This is a genomic window from Pseudomonas sp. BT-42-2, from assembly GCF_025847435.2.
Lineage (GTDB): Bacteria > Pseudomonadota > Gammaproteobacteria > Pseudomonadales > Pseudomonadaceae > Aquipseudomonas > Aquipseudomonas urmiensis.
Genome location: NZ_JAOYTM010000001.1, coordinates 264,032 through 285,675, shown reverse-complemented (window position 1 = coordinate 285,675; position 21,644 = coordinate 264,032). Strand labels below are relative to the sequence as shown.

The window sequence follows — 21,644 nt, the reverse complement described above, 5'->3', positions numbered from 1 at the left end:
GGGCTTGCCCGCGAAGAGGCCTGTATTGAACCCCCTCAGGCGGCAACCCGCAGCAACCCTGCCTCGATGGCCAGGTGCACCAGCTCCGCCTGGCAACTGACCTGCAATTTGCTCTTGAGCAAGGTCAGGTGATTGGACACGGTCTCCCACAGGTACCGCGCTGATCTTGGCGCTGGCACTGAGCCTGTAGGAGCGGGCTTGCCCGCGAAGAGGCCTGTATTGAACCCCCTCAGGCGGCAACCCGCAGCAACCCTGCCTCGATGGCCAGGTGCACCAGCTCCGCCTGGCAACTGACCTGCAATTTGCTCTTGAGTAAAGTCAGGTGATTGGACACGGTCTTGCTGCTGATACACAGCTGCTCGGCGATAGTGCGCACCGCCGTGCCCTTGGCCAGCATCAGGAAAATCTCCGTTTCGCGCTGGGTCAATCCCTGCAAACGGTCCCGCCCATGCTGACGCGGCTGGCAAGCCAGCGCGGTCGCCAGGGCTTGCTCGATATAGGCATGCCCAGCCATGGTTCGCTGCACCGCTTCAAGCAACACTTGCGGAGCCACCTGCTTGGACAAGAACCCGCACGCCCCCGCTTCCAGGGCCTGACGTACCACGCCAAGCTCGGTGTGTTCACTGAAAAACAACACGCGTAGCTGCGGCAGGCGCTGGCGCAGTCGCTTGGTAGTTTCCAATCCGCTGATGCCGGGCAAATCGAAGTCCATGATCACCAGCCCTGGCACCTGGGCCTGGACCTGGGCCAGGGCCGCCTCGCCACTGTCGGCCTGCAGCACCTGCATCTCGGGCATCGCCTGGGCCAGGGTCGCCGCCAGGCCGATGCGCAGCAGCGGATGATCGTCCACCAGCAAAATGGCCATGGGTGCTGCTCCTGCGCGAAGGTATCGCCCCATGCTAGAAGCAGCGCGCCTGCCACCCTCTACTACTTTGGTACTGGTTTGCCTGGCGATGGTCGCATTCACAAAGCCTTGCTACCGGCTCTTAATAGCGGCATAACAAGGGCTGCCTAGCGAACTGCCCCTTGCGTGCGAGCACACATACAACAATAAGGTGCACAGCCATGTACAAGATCCTCATTGCCGACGATCACCCGTTGTTTCGCGAGGCCATCCACAATGTGATCGCCGATGGCTTTCCCGGTAGCGAAGTGATGGAGACCGCAGACCTCGACAGCGCCCTGGCCCTGACCGGTGAACACGATGATTTGGACTTGATCCTGCTGGATCTGAACATGCCGGGCATGCATGGGCTGGGCGGGTTGATGAACCTGCGCAACGAAGCCCCGACCATTCCGGTGGTGATCGTGTCAGCCGAACAGGACAAGCAAGTGGTGTTGCAGGCGATCACCTATGGTGCGGTAGGTTTTATCACCAAGTCCTCGCCGCGCTCGCAGATGACCGAGGCGATCGAGCAGATTCTCAACGGCAACGTCTACCTGCCACCGGACATCATCCGCACCCAGAAACCGGGCAGCCGCCGCGCGACCAGCGAGCACCATGGCTTTGCCCCGGAGCTGCTGCAGGCGCTGACGCGCAAGCAACTGCTGGTGCTCGAGCGGATGACCAAGGGCGAGTCGAACAAGCAGATCGCCTATAACCTGGATATCGCCGAGACCACGGTCAAGGCGCATGTCTCGGCGATCCTACGCAAGCTCAATGTGCACAATCGGGTGCAGGCGATTCTCAGTGCTGGGGATATCGATTTCAGTGCTTATCTGCGGCGGTGAACCTTAGGGTCTGTTCGCGGGCAAGCCCGCTCCTACAGCGGGCCTTGCTGATTTTGAGAGCAATGGTGTGTCAGAAAAATCATTGCGCCGATAGCATTTATCCATTGAACACCTTGTTACAGGTGCAGTAAGCTCGGGCTCATTCACTGGAGAGCAACATGACCCACAGCATCCACGACCACGCCAACCACACCGCTCGCATCCTGCGCCGCGTGCTGGCCGTTGTCGCCTGCTCGTCCGTTGCCAGCTTTTATTTTGGGTATTGGTTTAGCCACTAGGCGCCGCTGATACCCCAACGGCGCCCACTCTTCGAGGGGCCGCCGAATACGAGAATACTCAACCCCCGGTCGGCTCCCCGACCGGGGGTTTTGCTTTTCCAGACCTTTGAAAAACACACAGATTGCACCTGAGGACAGATCGATGAACTACGCCACCTACGCCTACCCAAGCACCTACGCCTGGCGATTTAGCCAATCCCGTTCGGGCCAGCCTGCCGCCTCCGTTCGGTCGATTCGTGGTGGCAATGCCGCACAACAACCCCATTTGACGATCTGTCGAACACCTCGATAGGGCCGACTGCGCGGGCATCAACCCGCCGTCCGCCCAGGGAACAATACGCCATGCAAACCTCCAACCTCGCCCTGAGCCAACCGCAAGCTGCCAACACCACCGTCAGCCAGCGCCTACCCAGCCCACACCTGCTCAAGCAGCAGATGCCGCTCTCCAGCGAACTCGCCCAGCAAGTGCAGCGGCACCGCCAGGCCATCCGCAATATTCTTGACGGCCGCGATTCGCGCCTGCTGGTCGTGGTTGGCCCCTGCTCGATCCACGACCCACGTTCAGCCCTGGAATACGCTGACCGCCTCGCCGCCTTGAGCCGTGAGGTCGATGACCAGTTGCTGCTGGTGATGCGCGCCTACGTGGAAAAACCGCGCACCACGGTCGGCTGGAAAGGCCTGGCCTACGATCCGCACCTCGATGGCAGCGACGACATGCACGCCGGTATCGCCCTCTGCCGTGGCTTGATGCTGAACATGCTCGAACGCGGGTTGCCGATTGCCACCGAATTGCTGCAACCGATGGCCGCTGGCTACTTCGATGACCTGCTGAGCTGGGCCGCGATTGGTGCGCGCACTACCGAATCGCAGATTCACCGCGAGATGGTCAGTGGGCTTGAGTTGCCAGTGGGCTTCAAGAATGGCACCGATGGCGGTATTGGCACTGCTTGCGATGCCATGCGCAGCGCGGCGCACCCGCATCGTCACTTCGGGATGGATGCGCAAGGCTACCCGGCGATCATCGAGACGCTGGGCAATCCTGATACGCACCTGGTGCTGCGCGGTGGCCACAAAGGGCCGAACTACGATGCCGATAGCGTGGCTCAGGCACGCATTGGCTTGGCCAAGGTCGGTCTGGCGGCGCGAATCATGGTGGACTGCAGCCATGCCAACAGTGGCAAGGATCCGGCAAGGCAGCCGGCGGTGTTCGAACAGGTGCTGGCGCAACGCTTAGCAGGCGATACGTCGTTGGTGGGAGTGATGCTTGAGGGGCATTTGTTCGATGGCTGCCAGGCGTTGGGCAAAACACCGTTGAAATACGGTGTGTCCATCACCGATGGTTGTTTGGGTTGGGACAAAACAGCGCAACTTCTCACGGCTGCAGCGAGCAAACTCGCCCGCCAGGGTGCTTGAGCCTTGGCCCAAAAGCACCCGCACTGCTGTCGGGCGGTTGCGGGTGCTGCTTAGCTGCATTTAGGCGTTGTACAGCCTCGCACAGACTCCATTCAAGCGCTGGTGTGGGCCACCATCAGCGCCCCAGGCAGCGCTGGAGCGAATGGTTGTGTGAAAGAACCACCAATATCGCGGACTATTTGGAGGAACGCTTAACCAGGTATATTGCCTTAGCTGCATGGCGCCATACACTCGAGCGATGTCAGAGCTCATTGGCTGGCTAACATGCACACCCGTCTGTCTCAGCCAGGTATTGAACTGAGCATCACTAAGCTTGCCGGTGTTGACTACCAGAGTGTAGACGTTACTCACCTGCACCTGATAGGAAACCCGTGTTCCTCTTGCATCTGCAATAGTGATGGTTGCACTTCCATTCCTTTCCCCGACCACGCGCCCGGTAGAAGTCACTGTTGCAACCGCAGGATTGCTAGAACTGTAGGTGTAGGGTGCTTGTCCACCAGTCGCGGCCCTAACGGCGGTGTTATTAATAGAGTCCGCCCCGGTTCTTGTCCAACTTGGCATTTTTACAGAAATGCCATTAAGCACCAGCGGACGTTGATCCACCATCAGCGGTGGGTTGACCAATAAGTCTAATTGGGCTGAATGCTGAGGAGCTTGCCCGTTTCGAGTCAAGGTGTAATAGACCCGCACGGTCTTCAGTAGACTGGCCAAAATGACGTTTCGAGGAACAACAAACGTGAGCGGCCCAGGACGGCTGACGGTTTGAACTGCGCTGGCATGTGAACCAACACCGCTCACCAATAATTGCACTTGATCCAGCGGGAGCATCCCGGGGAAATTCACGGTAAAGGTTGCACCGGGCATCTCTGGAATCACGCCTGGAGCGAGCAGCCCACCGACAGCAAGCGGCGACTCTGGGCGCACCAGGTTCAACGGTTGAGGGTCGGCAACGATCATCGTCTCTTGCTGCGATAGACGTACGCGGCCGTTGCGATCTCTCACTGTGTAGAAGACCTGCACCACTTCATTCAGCCAGCTGGCAACGACATCTTGCTTAACGGTGATCGACACCGGCGTGGTAGAGCCGAACTGTTCGATGGTATGAGTTGCACTCGTCGACGGTACCAACACCAGGCTTACATAATCCTCCGAGCTCATGCCGTCGTAGGTGATCGTGACGGTAGCGCTGCTAGTGGAAGGTAAGGTTCTGTTCTGGCTCAGCCCCTGCACTAACGGAGCGGGTAGCAATGCCACTTGATCACCCACCAGCAAGTTAAGCGCTGCTGACGACACCGGCTCCGCCTCGCCTAGCTGCACTCGGTAGCTTACAGTCAATCGTCCACCATCCACCTCAGCCAACATTCCAGACGCATTGAGCCTTACAACTTTGACCCCGCTCTCAACATCCCGGCTATCGATGGGAAATGCAAATGTACTCTGGAAGCTCCGATTAGCGGCCGACGTGCCATCGAGCACGACTGTAACCCGCTCCTGCAGACTGATCGTCGGCCAGCGCAGCTCAACCGTCAGTTCAGGCAGATCGGCGGCTAGCAACAGCCCCCTGGCTTCGCGTACTACGGGCGCCGGTAGACGACGAACCGCAGCTCTGATAAATCGGCTGATGCGCGGCGAACGATCGATCTGAACCCCGTTGCGTAACTGCACATAGCTGACCCACAACTGACCTGCGGCACCAAGCAGTAGATCAGCATTGGGGATTGCACTGTTATGGTCCCCGCCCTCCGCGTCACCGACTGGCAAGATGGAGTTTCCGCTTCGGACCGATTGCCCATCGCTGGAGGTGATTTCATAGCTGGTGACGATTTGGTCTGAAGTCAAAAACGGTGGACTGGTCGCGCGAATGCGTACCTCAAGATCTAGCCTGCCAAGCTCGTCCAGATGAATTTCCGTATCCTGTCGCACGTTGTCGATCAGCAGCAGCGGGACGCCAAGTCGTCCATCGCTGAAATTGGGCCTGAGCAGTGTTGATAGGGATGGTTTGGGCTGAGGGTTGAGCACCAGGTCTACCACTCTCCAGAACACCGTTACCGTGTCCAGACTCTGGATAGGTTCCAGCGCAGTGCTGGAGACCATCAGTACCAACGGTTGGCCCGCAATGACTTGGCTTGCCAACACCGTTTGGCTGATCACGACGTTGCCGATGAACAGACTGATGACATCGCCGGCAGTTAGATTCACATACGGCGCAATGGTGACGGCAATCTGTGACTCGGGTACCAGCTGCGGCGGAAGCGTCAGTGTGGGCGCCAGTAAGCCCGGGTGCGTTGCAGCAGGACTCTCGTCGACACCGCCGGGCACAGTGTCCTTATAGAACACATCGAGCGGTACAGTTTCAATTGGGTTGCCAACGCCGGCAGTGGTGACTCTGAGATACCACAAGCCGTTACCGATTACCGCAGCGGCTGCCGGAATAACCGCCAGAATAGTTTCCTGTTCTTGCCCAGCCCGGACCGGCACGGTCAATACCGGAGCAGGATTGACGATGCCTGCTTCATGCCAGAACAGCTGGTAAGTGTGCTGGGTCGACCGGCCTTCGAACGGTCGGAGAGCCACCTGTAATCCCATGACTGTTTGGTTGGTATCGGGATCGAGGTGGCGCCCCAGCACGCCGGCCAGATTGAGCCCGACAACCGGGTTGTCGTCAGTACCGATCAAGACAAAAACTGTCGGTACCGCCGGCCCGAAACCGTCTGGCTCCTGCTGGGTGGATACCATCGCGCGGTTAGTCGCCTGTCTTGCTACAACTGAAGCATAGGTCGACTTCATTGTTTCGATTGCTGCTTCCCCCTCCAGCAACCGATGGGATCGTTCAGGTTCCAGGAAAGTCAGGCCGAAGTGCATCCTCCCTTCAATTTTAGGCTCACTGTCTGGTTGCGAGGGTTCAACGGAGGGTTCCTCAACTGAGGTTGGCGTGGGTTGGGCAGTTGTCGGATTGTTGGCAGCTTCTACCTTCTTTCGGTACATCTCATCGAAAATATTCAGGTCGGTCATGGCAGCGTTTCCTGGGCGAAGAGCGGCGGTGCTCTAACGGCCAATCTGACGCTGCGCGCCAAAACCAACAACTGGCAAAAATGCTAGGCCAGACTACAGCCAGGCTGTCAAAACGTAGCGTTTAGGCTACCCTGTGCCTTTTCCCCCAAGGAGTTACCTCATGGCCCGTGCCACCGCCCGTCACATCCTGGTTGCCAGCGAAGACAAGTGCAACGAACTCAAAGCCCAGATCGAAGCGGGTGCCGATTTCGCCGAAGTCGCCAAAGCCAACTCGACCTGCCCGTCCAGCCGCCAAGGCGGTGACCTGGGCTCGTTCGGCCCAGGCCAGATGGTCAAGGAATTCGACACCGTGGTGTTCAGCGCGCCGATCAACGTCGTGCAAGGTCCGGTCAAGACTCAGTTCGGTTACCACCTGCTTGAAGTGACCAGCCGCCAGGACTGATCGGCGATTGTTCCTCAGGAACGCTATGCAGCCTGTGGGGGTGAGGTGCTCGGTCGAGGGTGATCTGGCAGCTAACTGTGGTGACGTTGCTGACGCTATCGCGGAGCTAGCCCGCTCCTACAAGGTGCTGAGTCGTTTGGGGAAATGCGCCTGGCGCGGGTTGCTGGCCTGTCTGCTGGTGCAGTCGTCCAGCGCCTATGCGGGTGCTTCCCACGCACTCACGGTCTATGGCGAAGCCCCCCGCTACGCCGAAGCGTTCCGCCACTTCGATTACGTCAATCCCGATGCCCCCAAGGGCGGCTCCCTACGCCGCTCGGCGATCGAGATTGGTCAGTTCGACCATATCTTGCCTTACATCGACAAGGGCACTGGCGTCAGTGAAGTCGATGGCTGGCTGTATGCACCACTGGCAGTGCGTTCGTTCGATGAGCCTTACACCGTTTATGGGCTGATCGCCCGCCGCATGGAGCGTGGACCGGACGATGCCTGGTTGCGCTTTGACCTCGATCCGCGCGCGACCTTTGCCGATGGCAAGCCGGTGCGTGCCGAGGATGTGCGTTTTACCTTCGAGCTGCTGATGAGCAAGGGCAGCCTTAAATTCCGCACCCAATTCGCTGACGTCGCCAAGGTCACGGTAGAAAGCCCGCAACGGGTGCGCTTTGACTTCAAGCAGCCTCATGGCCGTACCCTGCCCTTGGATCTGGCCAGTCTGCCAGTTTTGCCCGAGCACGATTGGCAACAGCGTGACTTTGCCAGTGGCGCAGGCTTCAGCAAACCCGTTGGCAGTGGGCCTTATCGTATCGGCCGGATCGATAACGGGCGCAGCATTACGTTTGAGCGCAATGCCAATTGGTGGGCCAAAGACCTGCCGGTCAGCCGTGGGCGCTATAACTTCGAACGTATCCGCATCGAGTTTTTCGGCGATACCGAAGTCGCGCGCCAGGTATTGCGCGGCGGTGGCTACGATTACAACCGCGAGTTCTCCGCCACCGCCTACACCATTGGCTACAACGGCGCGCAGCTCGACGATGGCCGCTTGCAGCGTGCACACCTGGGGCCTGCCAAGCCACAGACCGCCCAGGGCTTTGTGTTCAACCTGGACCACGCCATGTTCAAGGACCGCCGCACCCGTCAGGCGCTGGCCATGCTCTGGGATTTCGAATGGAGCAACCGGCAGATGATGCGCGGTATGTACATCCGCCAGCAGAGCGTGTTCTCCAATACCCCACTGGCCGCGCGGCAACTGCCGGATGGCGAAGAGCTCAAGCTGCTGGAACCGTTGCGCGGCCAGGTGCCGGATGAGGTGTTCAGCACAGTCTTCAGCGCCCCGGTCACCGATGCCTCCGGGATCATCCGCCCGCAGCAGTTGCAAGCGTTGCAACTGCTGCAAAGCGCGGGTTGGCAGCCCGAGGGGGATCGCCTGGTGAACGCCCAGGGCGAGCCCCTGGAGTTCACCTTCCTCAACGGCCAGTCTGGCCTTGAGCGGTTGTTGCTGCCGTGGAAGCGCAACCTGGCGCAGATCGGTATCACCCTGAACATTCGCAACGTCGACTCGGCGCAATACATCAACCGGGTGATGGCACGCGACTACGACATGATCGTCACCGGCTACCCAGTCACCCTGTCGCCGGGCGCTGAGCTATACAACTACTTTGGCTCGGCATCGGCCAACGACCCGGGCTCGAACAACCTGATGGTGCTCAAGGACCCTGCCGTGGATACCCTGCTCGATGGCCTGGTGCGGGCTGACAGCCAGGCGAGCATGCTGCGCTACGCCCACGCCTTGGACCGGGTGCTGCAATGGAACTACTACTGGATCCCCAACTACTACCCGCCCGGCAGCTCGACTGTGTGGTGGAATCGCTTCGGCCTGCCCAAGGTGCAAGCGAGCTATGACGAAGGCCTGGATACCTGGTGGGAAATCAGCCCCACCGCCCTGACCAACGAACAGATGGCCGAGCGCCGGAAGACTTCGCCATGACGAGCTACATCCTGCGCCGGCTGTTGTTGATCATTCCCACCTTGCTGGCGATCCTGCTGGTCAACTTCGCCATCGTCCAGGCAGCGCCCGGTGGCCCCGTGGAGCAAGCAGTCGCGCGTCTGCAAGGAATTGGCGGTGGCGCACCCGGGGCACGGGTCGAGACGGTCCAGGGTGAATCGCGGGCCACACGCGGGCTGGACCCGAAGCTGATCGAAGAGATCAAGCGTCAGTACGGTTTCGACAAGAGCGCCCCGGAACGTCTCTGGTTGATGCTCGGCCAGTACGCCAGGCTCGACTTTGGCAGCAGCTTCTTTCGCGGCGCCAAGGTCACTGACCTGATCCTGGAAAAACTCCCAGTGACCCTGTCGCTGGGCTTTTGGGCGACGCTGATCACCTACCTGGTGTCCATCCCCCTGGGGATTCGCAAAGCCGTGCACCACGGCAGTCGGTTCGACGCCTGGAGCAGTGCGCTGATCGTGATTGGCTATGCCCTGCCCTCGTTCCTGTTCGCCTTGCTGTTGATCGTGCTGTTCGCGGGCGGCACGTCGCTGAACTGGTTCCCGGTGCGCGGGCTGGTCTCGGAAAACTTCGACCAGCTGAGCCTGCTGGGCAAAGTCGCGGATTATTTCTGGCACTTGGTGTTGCCGGTCGGCGCGTTGGTGATCGGCGGTTTCGCTACGCTGACCCTGCTGACCAAAAATGCCTTTCTCGACGAGATTTCCCGTCAGTACGTGGTCACCGCACGCGCCAAGGGCCTGAGCGAGCGGCGGGTGCTGTATGGGCATGTACTGCGCAATGCGATGCTGCTGGTGGTGGCTGGGGTGCCGCAGGCGCTGATCACAGTGTTTTTCGCCGGCTCCTTGCTGATCGAAGTGATCTTCTCGCTCGACGGCCTGGGGCGGATGAGCTACGAGGCCGCTGTATCACGCGACTATCCGGTGGTGTTCGGCACGCTGTTCATCTTTACCCTGGCCGGGCTACTGATTCGCTTGATCGGTGACTTGTGCTACACCCTGCTCGATCCGCGTATCGACTTCGACACGAGGGCGCATTGATGCTCTCGCCTGTCTCGCGGCGCCGCCTGCAACGCTTTCGCGACAATCGTCGCGGCTGGATTTCCCTGTGGCTGTTTGCCGGGCTGTTGCTGCTGAGCCTGGGCGCTGAGCTGGTGGCCAACGACAAACCGCTGCTGCTGTCGTACAAGGGTGAGCTATACGTACCGGCGCTCAAGCGTTACACCGAGCAGGCGTTTGGCGGGCAATTGCCGTTCCAGCCGGACTATCGCAGCCAATACGTACGCGAGCTGATCGAGGGCCAGGGTGGCTGGATGTTGTTTGCCCCGATCCCGTTCAGTGCCGATACCCCCAACTACGACCTGCAAGTGCCGACCCCCAGCCCGCCCACCAGCACAAACTGGCTGGGCACCGATGATCAGGGGCGCGATGTGCTGGCGCGGGTGCTTTATGGTACGCGGGTATCGCTGCTGTTCGCCTTCTCCCTGACGGTCGTCAGTGTGCTGATCGGGCTGCTGGCCGGCGCCTTGCAGGGCTATCACGGCGGTTGGGTCGACTTGCTTGGGCAGCGCTTGCTGGAGGTCTGGTCGGGGTTGCCGGTGCTGTATTTGCTGATCATCCTCAGTGGCTTTGTCGAGCCGGATTTCTGGTGGCTGCTGGGGATCATGGCGTTGTTTTCCTGGCTGACCCTGGTCGATGTGGTGCGTGCGGAGTTCTTGCGCGGGCGCAACCTTGAGTACGTCAAGGCGGCCCGCGCGCTGGGCCTGGCGGACAGCCAGATCATGCTGCGGCATATCCTGCCCAATGCCATGAATGCCACCCTGACGCTCATCCCGTTCATGCTCACCGGCGCCATCACCACTCTCACCGCCCTGGATTTCCTCGGCTTCGGCATGCCTGCTGGCAGCGCCTCGCTGGGCGAGTTGGTGACCCAGGGCAAGCAGCATCTGGAGGCGCCTTGGCTAGGCTTCACCGCATTCTTTGCCCTGGCCTTGATTCTCTCGTTGCTGGTATTCATGGGTGATGCCCTGCGCGAGGCGTTCGACCCGCGCAGGTAACAGGCTCAGCACTGGCAAGCGGATCGCTGCGCTCCCTGTGGGAGAGGGCTTGCCCGCGAAACAGCCAACCCGCTACGACTGACAAACCTTTAATCATGCTCCACCTATCCAGGCCTCCCCATGCACGACAGCGACAGCCTCAAGGACTATCCCCAAGTACGCCAGTTGGCGATCCGTTCGCTGTTCGAGATCATCGAGCAGTCCAGCGAAGGCACGGTGATCGTCGACCGCCAGGCGCGCATTGTCTGGATGAACGAGCGCTACGCCCGCCGCTTTGGCCTGCCGGACGCCGCCACTGCCATCGGCCAGCCGTGCGAGGCGGTGATTCCCGGTAGCCTGATGCGCGAGGTGGTCAGCGATGGCAAGCCGATCCTGCTGGATATGCTCGATACGCCCAATGAACCCTTGGTGGTCATGCGCCTGCCGATTCATGACGACCAGGGCAAGCTGATCGGGGCGATTGGCTTTGCCTTGTTCGATGAACTGCGCAGCTTGTCACCGCTGCTCAAGCGTTATTCGAGCATGCAGCAGGAACTGGCTTCGACCCGTTCGCAGTTGCGTGCGCGCCAGGCCAAGTACACCTTCGCCCAGTTCGTCGGCACCAGCCCAGCCAGCCTTGAAGCCAAACGCCGTGCCCGGCGTGGCGCCAACAGTGATTCGCCGGTGTTGCTGCTGGGTGAAACCGGCACCGGCAAGGAGCTGCTGGCCCACGCCATCCACGCCGCCTCGGCCAGGGCGCACAAGGCCTTTGTCAGCATCAACAGCGCCGCGATTCCTGAAACGCTGCTCGAGGCCGAGTTCTTTGGCACCGCGCCGGGCGCCTTTACCGGTGCCGAGCGCAAGGGCCGGTCCGGCAAGCTGCAATTGGCCGAAGGCGGCACGCTGTTTCTCGATGAGATCGGCGATATGCCGCTGGCATTGCAGAGCAAGCTGCTGCGAGTGCTGCAAGAGAAAGAGTACGAGCCGGTTGGTTCCAACCAGATGCTGCGCAGCGATGTGCGAATTATCGCTGCAACCTCCATCGACCTGCAGGCGGCCATGGCCGAAGGCCGGTTCCGCGCGGATCTGTACTACCGGCTGAACGTGCTGCCGATCCAGGTACCGCCGCTGCGAGAGCGTCTGGATGACCTGCCGGCACTGTGTGAGGCGATTCTGGCGGATTTGGGCAGTCAGTATGAGCTTGAAGATGAGGCGCAGGCCTTGCTGATGCGCCATGCCTGGCCGGGCAATATTCGTGAGCTGCGTAACGTGCTGGAGCGGGCCACGCTGTTGGCGGATCAGCCGCGCTTGGGGTTGAGTGATTTGCATGAAGCGCTAGGCCCTCTGCTGGCTGTAGAAGGGGCGCCGGTTGCGTTGAAGCTGCGCGAAGCGTGTGAGCAGTTTGAGCGTAAGGTGATTGTCGAAGCCTTGGCGCGTTATGCTGGAAATGTGCCGCAAACGGCGCAGAGCCTGGGGGTGGGACGATCGACGTTGTACAAGAAGATGGTCGCGCTGGGGGTTTTGTCTCAATAATGAGATTAGCGATCTATAGTTAGAGACCACAGAGTTGGGTCGCTTTGCGGCACATCGCAGCGGTTCGGCGCCCCGACAATCTCAAATCAGAGACATATATTCCTGAGCTCAAAGATAAACATATACAAATCAATCACTTAAGCAACTGGCACGATTCCCGCTATCCCCTGCAAACCCATAAAAACAAGATTCACCCAGGAGATAGACCCGATGACTGTGCTCATCGCCTTGGCGGCCCTCGCGCTGCTGATGCTCGCCGCCTACCGCGGCTACAGCGTAATCCTCTTCGCCCCCATCGCCGCCCTCGGCGCGGTGCTGCTCACCGACCCTGCTGCTGTAGCCCCGGCCTTCACCGGCGTGTTCATGGAAAAAATGGTCGGATTCATCAAGCTGTACTTCCCGGTATTTCTGCTCGGCGCGGTGTTCGGCAAACTGATCGAGCTGTCTGGCTTCTCGCGCTCGATCGTTGCCGCCGCCATCCGCCTGCTTGGCACCCGCCAGGCCATGCTGGTGATCGTGCTGGTCTGCGCCCTGCTCACCTACGGCGGTGTGTCGCTGTTCGTGGTGGTGTTCGCGGTGTACCCGTTCGCTGCGGAAATGTTCCGCCAGAGCAATATCCCTAAGCGCCTGATCCCGGCGACCATTGCCCTGGGTGCGTTCTCCTTCACCATGGATGCCCTGCCCGGCACGCCACAAATCCAGAACATCATCCCCAGCACCTTCTTCAACACCACGGCCTGGGCCGCGCCCTGGCTGGGCTTGATTGGCACAATCTTCGTGTTCTGCACCGGCATGCTCTACCTGCAGCGCCAACGCAACAAGGCTCAGCGCGCCGGCGAAGGCTATGGCAGCGAACTGCGCAATGAGCCAGAAACCGCTGACGACCTGGCCCTGCCCAATCCACTGCTGGCAATCGCCCCGCTGCTGCTGGTGGGGGTGATGAACTTGCTGTTCACCCACTGGATCCCCCAGTGGTACGGCAGCAGCCATAGCCTGCAACTGCCGGGGATGGCCACGCCAGTGCAGAGCGATGTGGCCAAGCTGACCGCGATCTGGGCGGTGCAGGCGGCTTTGCTGGTGGGCATCTTGATGGTGCTGGTATGCGCCTTCGGCGCAATCCGCCAGCGCCTGGCCGAGGGCAGCAAAAGCGCTGTCAGCGGCGCCTTGCTCGCTGCCATGAACACCGCATCGGAATACGGCTTCGGTGCGGTGATCGCCTCGCTGCCGGGTTTCTTGGTGCTGGCCGATGCGCTACGCGGTATCCCTAATCCGCTGGTCAACGAAGCCATCACCGTGACGTTGCTGGCGGGCATCACCGGCTCGGCCTCAGGCGGGATGAGTATTGCCCTGGCAGCGATGGGCGACAGTTTCATCGCAGCGGCCAACGCCGCCAACATCCCGCTTGAAGTGCTGCACCGGGTGGCGGCGATGGCCAGTGGCGGCATGGACACCCTGCCGCACAACGGCGCGGTGATCACGTTGCTGGCCGTCACCGGCCTGACCCACCGCGAAGCCTACAAAGATATTTTTGGGATTACCCTGATCAAGACCCTGGCGGTTTTCGTGGTCATCGCGACCTTCTACGCCACCGGCATCGTCTAAGGAGCTTTTGCATGACACTGACTGGCAAAACTGCACTCGTCACCGGTTCCACCAGCGGCATCGGCCTGGGCATTGCCCAAGTACTGGCAGGCGCTGGGGCGAACATCATCCTCAATGGCTTCGGCGATCCGGCGCCGGCACTGGCCGAGATCGCCCGCCACGGGGTGAAGGTTGCCCATCACCCGGCAGACTTGTCCCAGATCACGCAGATTGAAGACCTGTTCGCCCTGGCTGAGCGCGACTTTGGCGGGGTCGATATCCTGGTCAATAACGCCGGGATCCAGCACGTCGCCCCGGTCGAGAACTTTCCCCTCGAAAGCTGGGACAAGATCATCGCCCTGAACCTCTCGGCGGTGTTTCATGGCACCCGTCTGGCCTTGCCCGGCATGCGTGCGCGCAACTGGGGGCGGATCGTCAATATCGCGTCGGTGCATGGCTTGGTGGGCTCTACTGGCAAGGCCGCGTATGTGGCTGCCAAACATGGCGTGATCGGCCTGACCAAGGTGGTGGGGCTGGAAACCGCTACCAGCAATGTCACTTGCAACGCCATCTGCCCCGGTTGGGTGTTGACCCCGCTGGTGCAGAAGCAGATCGACGATCGCGCCGCGGCCGGGGCTGATCCGCAGCAAGCGCAGCACGATTTGCTCGCCGAAAAACAACCTTCTTTGGCATTCGTCACCCCCCAGCATCTGGGTGAGCTGGTATTGTTCTTGTGCAGCGAGGCCGCAAGCCAGGTCCGCGGCGCCGCCTGGAACGTCGATGGTGGCTGGCTGGCCCAGTGAGGGTTGGCGGTGGGCCTGGCGCGGTCTTGCATTCGTTCACTTGCAAGGAGGCCGCATGCGCCCATTCCCACTGACCGCGATCTTTTCCCTGACCCTGGCCGCCGCCGTTCCGGCAATGGCGGCCACGCTCAAGGACGTCGCGCCCTATCCTGAGGCGGAAAAAGGCTTCACCCGCCAGGTCATCCACCTGCCCGCGCAGGCTGATGAATCGGCCCACAAGCTGGAGATCCTGGCTGGCAAAACCCTTGAGGTAGACTGCAATCGTCAGCGTCTGGCCGGAACCTTGGAAGAAAAAACCCTGGAAGGCTGGGGCTACAGCTATTACCGGCTGGATAAAGTCGGCGGGCCAGCCAGCACCCTGATGGCCTGCCCGGATGGCAAGAAAACCAAGGCCTTCGTGCCGGTAATCGGTGAAGGCTTCATGCTGCGCTACAACAGCAAGCTGCCGGTGGTGGTCTACGTGCCCAAAGGTGTTGAGGTGCGTTATCGCATTTGGTCGGCGTCCGAAAAGGTAGAAACAGCTAAAGTGGAGTAATAGAGCCCCTGTAGGCGCGGGCCCGCCCGCGCCTACACGCCTTTGCGGAGATTTCGGCATGAACGATGTGCTCTGGCGCCCCTCCACGGCGCGGATCGAGGCCAGCCGGATGGATGCCTTCCGCCGCCGGGTCAACCTGCGTTTCAATCTGCAGCTCAACGATTACCCCGCCCTGCACCGCTGGAGCATCGAGCACCGCGCAGCCTTCTGGCAGACCCTGGCGGAGTACTTCCATGTACAGTGGCAATCCCCCGCCAGCCAGGTACTCGAAGAAGGCCCGCTGATGCCCGATGCGCGCTGGTTCCCTGGCGCCACCCTCAACTACGCCGAACACCTGCTGCAGCGCCGCGACGACCGCCCGGCGGTTATCGCCGTGCGTGAAGATGGCAAACGCCAGGGGTTCACCCATAGCCAACTGGCCGCCCAGGTGGCCGGTTTCCAGCGTGCCTTGAGCGCGTGTGGCATCCAGGCCGGTGACCGGGTTGCTGCGGTCATGCCCAATACCTGGGAAACGTTGGTGGCCATGCTCGCCTGCGCCAGTATCGGCGCGGTCTGGTCCAGCTCCTCACCCGAATTCGGCCTGCACGGCATCATCGATCGCTTCGGCCAGATCGAGCCGAAACTCCTGATTGCCTGCGCCGGCTACGAATACGCCGGCAAGCCCATCGACCAGGTGGACAAGATCAACCAAGTGGTCAGCCAACTGCCAGGCCTTGAGCGCTTGCTGATCGTGCCCTATACCCGCAGCCATACCCAAGCCGAGGAATTCGTCGCGCCCAACGTCAGCCTGTGGGATGCGTTCTACCAGGCCGAGGGCGAACCGCAGTTCACTGCGCTGGCCTTCGACCATCCGCTGTACATCCTCTACTCCAGCGGCACCACCGGCGCGCCCAAGTGCATCGTCCATCGCGCTGGCGGTGTGTTGTTGCAGCACCTCAAGGAACATGGCCTGCATAACGACTTGAAGGCCGACGACGTCCTGTTCTACTACACCACCTGCGGCTGGATGATGTGGAACTGGCTGGCCAGCGCTTTAGCCGTTGGCGCAACGATCGTGCTCCACGACGGCTCGCCATTTCATCCAAGCGCCGAACGCCTGCTCGACCTGATCGATAGCGAGCAGGTCACCGCCTTCGGCACCAGTGCCAAATACCTGGCCGCGCTGGAGCAAGAAGGCCTGCAGCCGGCCACCAGCCATCGCCTGGACAGCCTGCGTCTGATCCTCTCGACCGGCTCGCCGCTGTCGCCGCACAGCTACGACTACGTCTATCGCCAGATCAAGGCCGACGTGTGCCTGGCTTCGATGTCTGGCGGCACCGATATCGTCTCCTGCTTTGTCCTGGGGAATCCGTTACTGCCAGTGCGCCGTGGCGAGATTCAGTGCAAAGGCCTCGGCATGGCCGTGGAGGTGTGGGACGAGCACGGCCAGCCGCTGATCGACGAGAAAGGCGAGCTGGTGTGCACGCGCAACTTCCCCTCGATGCCGCTGGGATTCTGGGGCGATACCGATGGCAGCCGCTACCAACAGGCGTATTTCAGCCAGTTTGCCGGGGTCTGGGCCCAGGGCGACTATGCCGAGCAAAGTGCCACAGGTGGCCTGATAATCCATGGCCGCTCCGATGCAGTGCTCAACCCGGGCGGGGTGCGCATTGGCACGGCAGAGATCTACCGGCAGGTAGAGAAAGTCGAAGAAGTGGTCGAGAGCGTCGCCATTGGCCAGCAGTGGCACAACGATGTGCGCGTGGTGCTGTTCGTGCGCCTGCGCGAGGGGCTGCAACTGGATGACGCCCTGCGCCAACGTATCCGCCAGGTGATTCGCCAGTACACCACGCCGCGCCACGTACCGGCGGTGATCGCCCAGGTCAACGATATTCCGCGGACCATCAGCGGCAAGCTGGTGGAGTTGGCGATTCGCAATGTGGTCCACGGCCAGCCTGTGAAAAATACCGATGCCCTGGCCAACCCTGAAGCGCTGGAGCAATTCCGCGACCGCGCAGAGCTGCGCGATCAGGCATAATGGCGCCCTTTTTTGCCCGATACACAGGTGTCCCATGAAAGCTCAAGCCCGTCACATCCTGGTCAAGACCGCTGCCGAGGCCGAACAGCTCAAGCAACGCATCGCCAAGGGCGAGGCCTTCGACGTGCTGGCCAAGAAGTTTTCCACCTGCCCGTCGGGCAAGCGCGGCGGCGATCTGGGTGAAGTGCGCCCAGGGCAGATGGTCGGCGCGATCGACCAGGTGATCTTCAAGAAAGCCCTGCGAGAGATCCACGGGCCGATCAAGTCAAAGTTTGGCTATCACCTGGTGCAGGTGTTCTACCGCGATTGATGAAGCCTAGCGCCGCGCTGCCAGCAACCCTAACCCGGCACAACCAAGCAGCGAAGCACTGACCCGGTTGAATACCCGTCGTGGTCCAGGCCGATTGAACCAGCGCTGCAGGTAAGCGCCCAGCCCCGCATAGATCGCGATTGCCGCCCACTCCAACAGCAGGAACAGCCCGCCCAGCCAGAGGAACTGTTCACTGACCGGCATGGCGCTGTTCATCGAAACGAACTGCGGCAAAAAGGCGGTGAACAGCAAAATCGCCTTCGGGTTACCCGCCGCCACCCAGAACTCCTGGCGCGCCAGGCGCCAGGTGCCGCGCGGGTGATCGCCCGCCAGTTGCGCCTCAGCAACCGGTGCCCGCCACAGTTGCCAGGCGATGTAGAACAGGTAAGCCGCGCCAATCACCTTGATGCTCAGAAACAGGTATTCGCTGGTGTGCAGCACCACCGCCAGGCCCATTGCCGCCAGGGTGATCATGCCGCTGAAGGCAAGAATCCGCCCAGCGCCGGCCACACAGGCAGTGCGCAGGCCATAACGGCTGGCATTGTGCAGGGACAAGAGGTTGTTGGGGCCAGGTGCCATGTTCAGGGCAAAGCAGGCGGGGATGAAAAGCAGCAGGCTCGACAGGTCCATTAGTGTTCTCCGTTGCGACCGGGCCAGCCTCGCCGCCCTGGCCTGCCGGCGTCAAGCACAGTCATGGGGTAAATGGCCGCAACAGTGGGCCACAGGTTAGACTGCGAGCTCCGCTGACACCCGAGACAGGCCCATGCATTGCGCAAGCAGCGAAATCTGGCATGACCCCGCCCTGCCCTTCGTCGAAAGTCGCCGCGCTTGTCATAGCCGCGCCTGTTACAAGGCCCATAGCCACCCCACGTTTTCCATTGGTGCGGTCGATGAGGGTTTTAGCCGTTTCAGCGGTGCCGGCAAACGGCAAGTGCGCCTGGCGCCAGGCACTCTGGTGCTGGTGCCGGCGCAGCGGGTGCATGCTTGCAACCCGGAACCCGGTGCGGCCTGGAGTTACCAGATGCTGCACCTGAATGCCCAATGGTTGCAGGAGCTGCGCCTGGAGATGGGTACTCCAATGGCTGATGCGGGTGAACCGGCGCGCATCGTCCGCTCAGTGGAGCTTTACCAGCACTTTTGTCAGCTCAATGCGCTGTTGTTCTCAGACGCCGGGGTTGCCGAGAAGCACGCAGCGCTGGTGACGTTCATGGGGGATCATGATTTCAGTGCATACCCTGCTCTGGAGGCGGTCGCCCTTGCACCGCTTAGCCAGTCTGTTCTTGGCCAACTGATTGAGCATATCGATCAGGCGGAATTGGCCGAGTTAAGCTTGGATTCGCTGGCACGCCAAGCCGACCTTGGGCGCTATCAGCTGATTCGCGCCTTCCGTGCAGCCACCGGTTTTACGCCCCACGCTTATCTGCTCAACGCCCGGATCAACCGGGCGCGGCAGCTACTTCGCCAAGGTGAGGAACTTGCTGAGGTGGCTTATCGCTTGGGTTTCGCTGATCAGAGCCATTTTCAGCGGGTATTCAAGGCCCATACGGCGGCTACCCCAGGGTATTACCGAACTGCTGGGTCGCCTGTATTGGGGCTGCTGTGCAGCCCTTCGCGGGCAAGCCCGCTCCCACAGGTACAGCGCAAAACTTAAGAGCAGCGTTACCCCTGTGGGAGCGGGCTTGCCCGCGAAGGGCCGCACAGCGGCCCCAAGGCCGCATTTCAGTTTCGCTCCTCCAGCCCCCGCTGACGGCGACCCAGCCAACCACCGGTAACCGCCCAACCCAGGGCAATCGCCGCACCGATCAGCATGGCCAGCTGTGGGTGGTCGCCCATCACATCCAGCGCACGCTTGACCCAGCCACTCAAGGCATCGCCACCGCGATAGACCACGGTGTCGATGAAGTTCTTGGCTTTGTACTTGTCTTCAGCAGGTAACACGGTAAACAGCATTTCCCGCCCAGGGCGAACCAAGGCGTATTCACCGGCGCGGCGTACCACCATCACCACCACGAACACAGCAAACACCGGCGCCACGGCCAGCCAGAGGAAACCGGCCGCCATCACCAGCGGTACTGCCACCAAGAGCATGCCGACCCCAAGGCGCCGGGCCAGCCGGCCGGTGATAAATACCTGGGTCAGTATGGCCAGCGCCTGCACCACGCTGTCGATCAGGCCAAACACCTGGGTTTGCCGGGTCCGGTCAGCGAACGTTTCACTGACGATGCGCGCCTGTTCGAAGTACAAAAACGTACTGACACTGGCCAGCAGCACCACGAACAGTGCGATGCCCAATAGATACGGCGAGCGCAGCACCGCAGTAGCGCCGGCGAACGGATTGCCACCCAAGGGCTTGGAGGCCGGATGCTCACTCATCGCCGGCAACGGATGGCGGTCACGCCAGCGCTGCAGGTAGAGCGTGGCGCCGATGCTGCCAAGCAGCAACAGACACGCCAGGACCAGCAGCCCAGCATGCCCCAGCGGCGCCACCAGCAAGGTGCCGAGCACCGGACCGGTCAAGCCGCCCAAGCTGGCGCCGGCCGCCAGCAGGCCGAACAGTCGCTTGCCCTGTTCGCTGGAAAACAGGTCAGCCAACACGCTCCAGGCCAGGGATATGGCCAGCAGGTTGAACACCGACAGCCAGATGTAAAAAGCCCGCGCCTGCCAGATATCGTCAGGGTCGCGGGCAAACAGCACGGCAAATAGCAGCAGGTTGCTGGCGAAGAAGGCATACGTCCAAGGCAGGATCCGCCGCCGTTTGACCCGCGAAGCCAGCCAGCCGAACAGCGGCAGGCAGATCAGCGTCACCACGAAGGTGCCAGTGAACAGCCATTGCAGGTTGTCCACCCCGCCAGCTACGCCCATGGTCTCGCGTACCGGCCGCAGCATGAAGTAACCGGTGAACAGCAGGTAGAACAAGGCCAGGCCGGCGATCACCGCCGGGCCCTCGTCGGGCTTGAGGTTAAGCCCTTGATCCAGGCGCCGCCGCCAGTTGCTCATCGGCTCAGGCGAACTGCTCGATCAGCGCTTGCTGCTGCGTCTGGCTGAGTAACGCGCCACTGCCGGCTTTGAGTTGATCGAGCTGACGGTCCGGGCGACTGGTCGCGGGGATCACCGCCGTCACGGCCGGATGGCTGATGGCGAACTTCAGGAACAACTGCGCCCAGCTGCTAACCCCGGCCTCTGCCGCCCAGCCCGGCAACGGTTGATCCTTGACCTTGGCGAACAGCCGGCCGTCATCGAAGGCACGGTTGATCAGCACCGCCACGCCCTTGTCCTGGCACAGCGGTAGCAGGCTTTTCGCCGCCTCAGGCGAGTTGACCGAATAGTTGATCTGGATGAAATCGAGCTTCTCGCTGCGCACAATCCGCTCGACATCATCCTGGCCGCTGGCCAGGTAGTGGGTAATGCCGATATAGCGGGTCTTGCCCTGGGCCTTGAGCTCGCGGGCGTAGGGCAGTTGCCGTTGCCAGTCTCGCAGGTTGTGGATCTGCAGCAAATCGACCTTGTCGGTGCGCAGGCTCCTGAGCGTGCCGTCCCACTGCTCCTGGGCGGCAGCGGCGCTGTCGGCGGCGATCTTGGTGGCGATGAAGCACTGGCGGTGCCAGCCGCCCTCCTCCAGCAACTGGCCGAGAATGGCATCGGCGCCGCCGTAGTTGGGCGAGGTATCGATGACCTTGCCGCCACCGTCGAAAAACGCCTTGAGCACCTGCTTGAGCTGCTGGTACTGCGCAGAGCCAGCCTCGACCTCAAAGCTGCCAGAGGTGCCAGCGCCGATGACCGGCAAGGCTTCACCGGTTGCGGGGACCTTGCGGGTGAGCATGCCGCTGGCGGTTTCAGCGCGTAGCCAAGGGCTGGCAGCCAGTAGGCCTAATGCCGCACCAGTGCGTAGGACATCACGACGACCGTACATAGAAAAGCTCCCGTCATGAATCGGAAACTTTCAAGGCTAGCCGCTCCA

Annotated in this window: 17 protein-coding genes and 2 pseudogenes; 13 read left to right on the top strand and 6 right to left on the bottom strand. The window is 61.3% G+C overall.

Annotated elements, in window-relative coordinates; all coding sequences use genetic code 11:
• Positions 1-35 precede the first annotated feature (35 nt).
• Both OIU19_RS01300 and OIU19_RS01295 read right to left on the bottom strand, forming a co-directional pair.
• Positions 36-143, bottom strand: a pseudogene (locus OIU19_RS01300) (DNA-binding response regulator); the annotation flags it as partial.
• Between the two features lie 86 nt (positions 144-229).
• Positions 230-865 (bottom strand): response regulator transcription factor, encoded by a 636-nt coding sequence (locus OIU19_RS01295; RefSeq protein WP_264232798.1) that lies wholly within the window; start codon positions 863-865, stop codon positions 230-232.
• A gap of 200 nt (positions 866-1,065) precedes the next feature.
• Between OIU19_RS01295 and OIU19_RS01290 the strand changes: the two genes are divergently transcribed.
• Both OIU19_RS01290 and OIU19_RS01285 read left to right on the top strand, forming a co-directional pair.
• Positions 1,066-1,731: a response regulator transcription factor gene (locus OIU19_RS01290; RefSeq protein ID WP_264232797.1), complete on the top strand. Its 666-nt coding sequence runs from the start codon at positions 1,066-1,068 to the stop codon at positions 1,729-1,731.
• Between the two features lie 620 nt (positions 1,732-2,351).
• Entirely contained in the window at positions 2,352-3,422 is a 1,071-nt protein-coding gene (locus OIU19_RS01285) for a 3-deoxy-7-phosphoheptulonate synthase (RefSeq protein ID WP_264232795.1), read from the top strand.
• Positions 3,423-3,482: 60 nt separating this feature from the next.
• Here OIU19_RS01285 and OIU19_RS01280 read toward each other — a convergent pair whose 3' ends face one another.
• Positions 3,483-6,434, bottom strand: a complete 2,952-nt coding sequence (locus OIU19_RS01280; protein ID WP_264232794.1) for an Ig-like domain-containing protein — start codon at positions 6,432-6,434, stop codon at positions 3,483-3,485.
• 160 nt (positions 6,435-6,594) lie between these two features.
• Here OIU19_RS01280 and OIU19_RS01275 point away from each other — a divergent pair, with 160 nt between their 5' ends.
• The 10 genes from OIU19_RS01275 (at position 6,595) to OIU19_RS01230 (ending at position 17,686) form a co-directional block, all read left to right on the top strand.
• The gene (locus tag OIU19_RS01275) at positions 6,595-6,876 is read left to right on the top strand and encodes a peptidylprolyl isomerase (protein ID WP_264232793.1); all 282 of its coding nucleotides are present in this window, start codon (positions 6,595-6,597) and stop codon (positions 6,874-6,876) included.
• 178 nt (positions 6,877-7,054) lie between these two features.
• Positions 7,055-8,857, top strand: coding sequence for an extracellular solute-binding protein (locus OIU19_RS01270; protein WP_372353278.1), 1,803 nt, complete (start codon positions 7,055-7,057; stop codon positions 8,855-8,857).
• Positions 8,854-9,912 (top strand): microcin C ABC transporter permease YejB, encoded by a 1,059-nt coding sequence (locus OIU19_RS01265; RefSeq protein WP_264232791.1) that lies wholly within the window; start codon positions 8,854-8,856, stop codon positions 9,910-9,912. Before OIU19_RS01270 ends, OIU19_RS01265 begins: the two co-directional genes overlap by 4 nt.
• Positions 9,912-10,928, top strand: a complete 1,017-nt coding sequence (locus tag OIU19_RS01260; RefSeq protein WP_264232790.1) for an ABC transporter permease — start codon at positions 9,912-9,914, stop codon at positions 10,926-10,928. Before OIU19_RS01265 ends, OIU19_RS01260 begins: the two co-directional genes overlap by 1 nt.
• A gap of 120 nt (positions 10,929-11,048) precedes the next feature.
• Positions 11,049-12,440, top strand: coding sequence for a sigma-54-dependent Fis family transcriptional regulator (locus OIU19_RS01255; protein WP_264232789.1), 1,392 nt, complete (start codon positions 11,049-11,051; stop codon positions 12,438-12,440).
• Positions 12,441-12,650: 210 nt separating this feature from the next.
• On the top strand, positions 12,651-14,042 hold the full coding sequence (locus OIU19_RS01250; RefSeq protein ID WP_264232787.1) for a GntP family permease: 1,392 nt from the start codon (positions 12,651-12,653) through the stop codon (positions 14,040-14,042).
• A gap of 11 nt (positions 14,043-14,053) precedes the next feature.
• Positions 14,054-14,824, top strand: a complete 771-nt coding sequence (hbdH, locus tag OIU19_RS01245) for a 3-hydroxybutyrate dehydrogenase (protein WP_264232785.1) — start codon at positions 14,054-14,056, stop codon at positions 14,822-14,824.
• Positions 14,825-14,879: 55 nt separating this feature from the next.
• Positions 14,880-15,359 (top strand): serine protease inhibitor ecotin, encoded by a 480-nt coding sequence (eco, locus tag OIU19_RS01240; RefSeq protein WP_264232784.1) that lies wholly within the window; start codon positions 14,880-14,882, stop codon positions 15,357-15,359.
• Between the two features lie 58 nt (positions 15,360-15,417).
• Positions 15,418-17,376 (top strand): acetoacetate--CoA ligase, encoded by a 1,959-nt coding sequence (locus tag OIU19_RS01235; protein WP_264232783.1) that lies wholly within the window; start codon positions 15,418-15,420, stop codon positions 17,374-17,376.
• Between the two features lie 34 nt (positions 17,377-17,410).
• The gene (locus OIU19_RS01230) at positions 17,411-17,686 is read left to right on the top strand and encodes a peptidylprolyl isomerase (protein ID WP_186554429.1); all 276 of its coding nucleotides are present in this window, start codon (positions 17,411-17,413) and stop codon (positions 17,684-17,686) included.
• Between the two features lie 6 nt (positions 17,687-17,692).
• Here the strand turns inward: OIU19_RS01230 and OIU19_RS01225 are convergent, their stop codons facing one another.
• Positions 17,693-18,316, bottom strand: a complete 624-nt coding sequence (locus tag OIU19_RS01225) for a LysE family translocator (RefSeq protein ID WP_264232782.1) — start codon at positions 18,314-18,316, stop codon at positions 17,693-17,695.
• A 133-nt stretch (positions 18,317-18,449) separates the two neighbouring features.
• Here OIU19_RS01225 and OIU19_RS01220 point away from each other — a divergent pair.
• Positions 18,450-19,256 (top strand): annotated as a pseudogene (locus tag OIU19_RS01220) (AraC family transcriptional regulator); the annotation flags it as partial.
• Positions 19,257-19,405: 149 nt separating this feature from the next.
• Here OIU19_RS01220 and OIU19_RS01215 read toward each other — a convergent pair.
• Both OIU19_RS01215 and OIU19_RS01210 read right to left on the bottom strand, forming a co-directional pair.
• Positions 19,406-20,683, bottom strand: a complete 1,278-nt coding sequence (locus OIU19_RS01215; RefSeq protein WP_264232780.1) for an NTP/NDP exchange transporter — start codon at positions 20,681-20,683, stop codon at positions 19,406-19,408.
• Between the two features lie 4 nt (positions 20,684-20,687).
• Positions 20,688-21,596, bottom strand: a complete 909-nt coding sequence (locus tag OIU19_RS01210) for an aldo/keto reductase (RefSeq protein WP_264232779.1) — start codon at positions 21,594-21,596, stop codon at positions 20,688-20,690.
• Positions 21,597-21,644 lie beyond the last annotated feature (48 nt).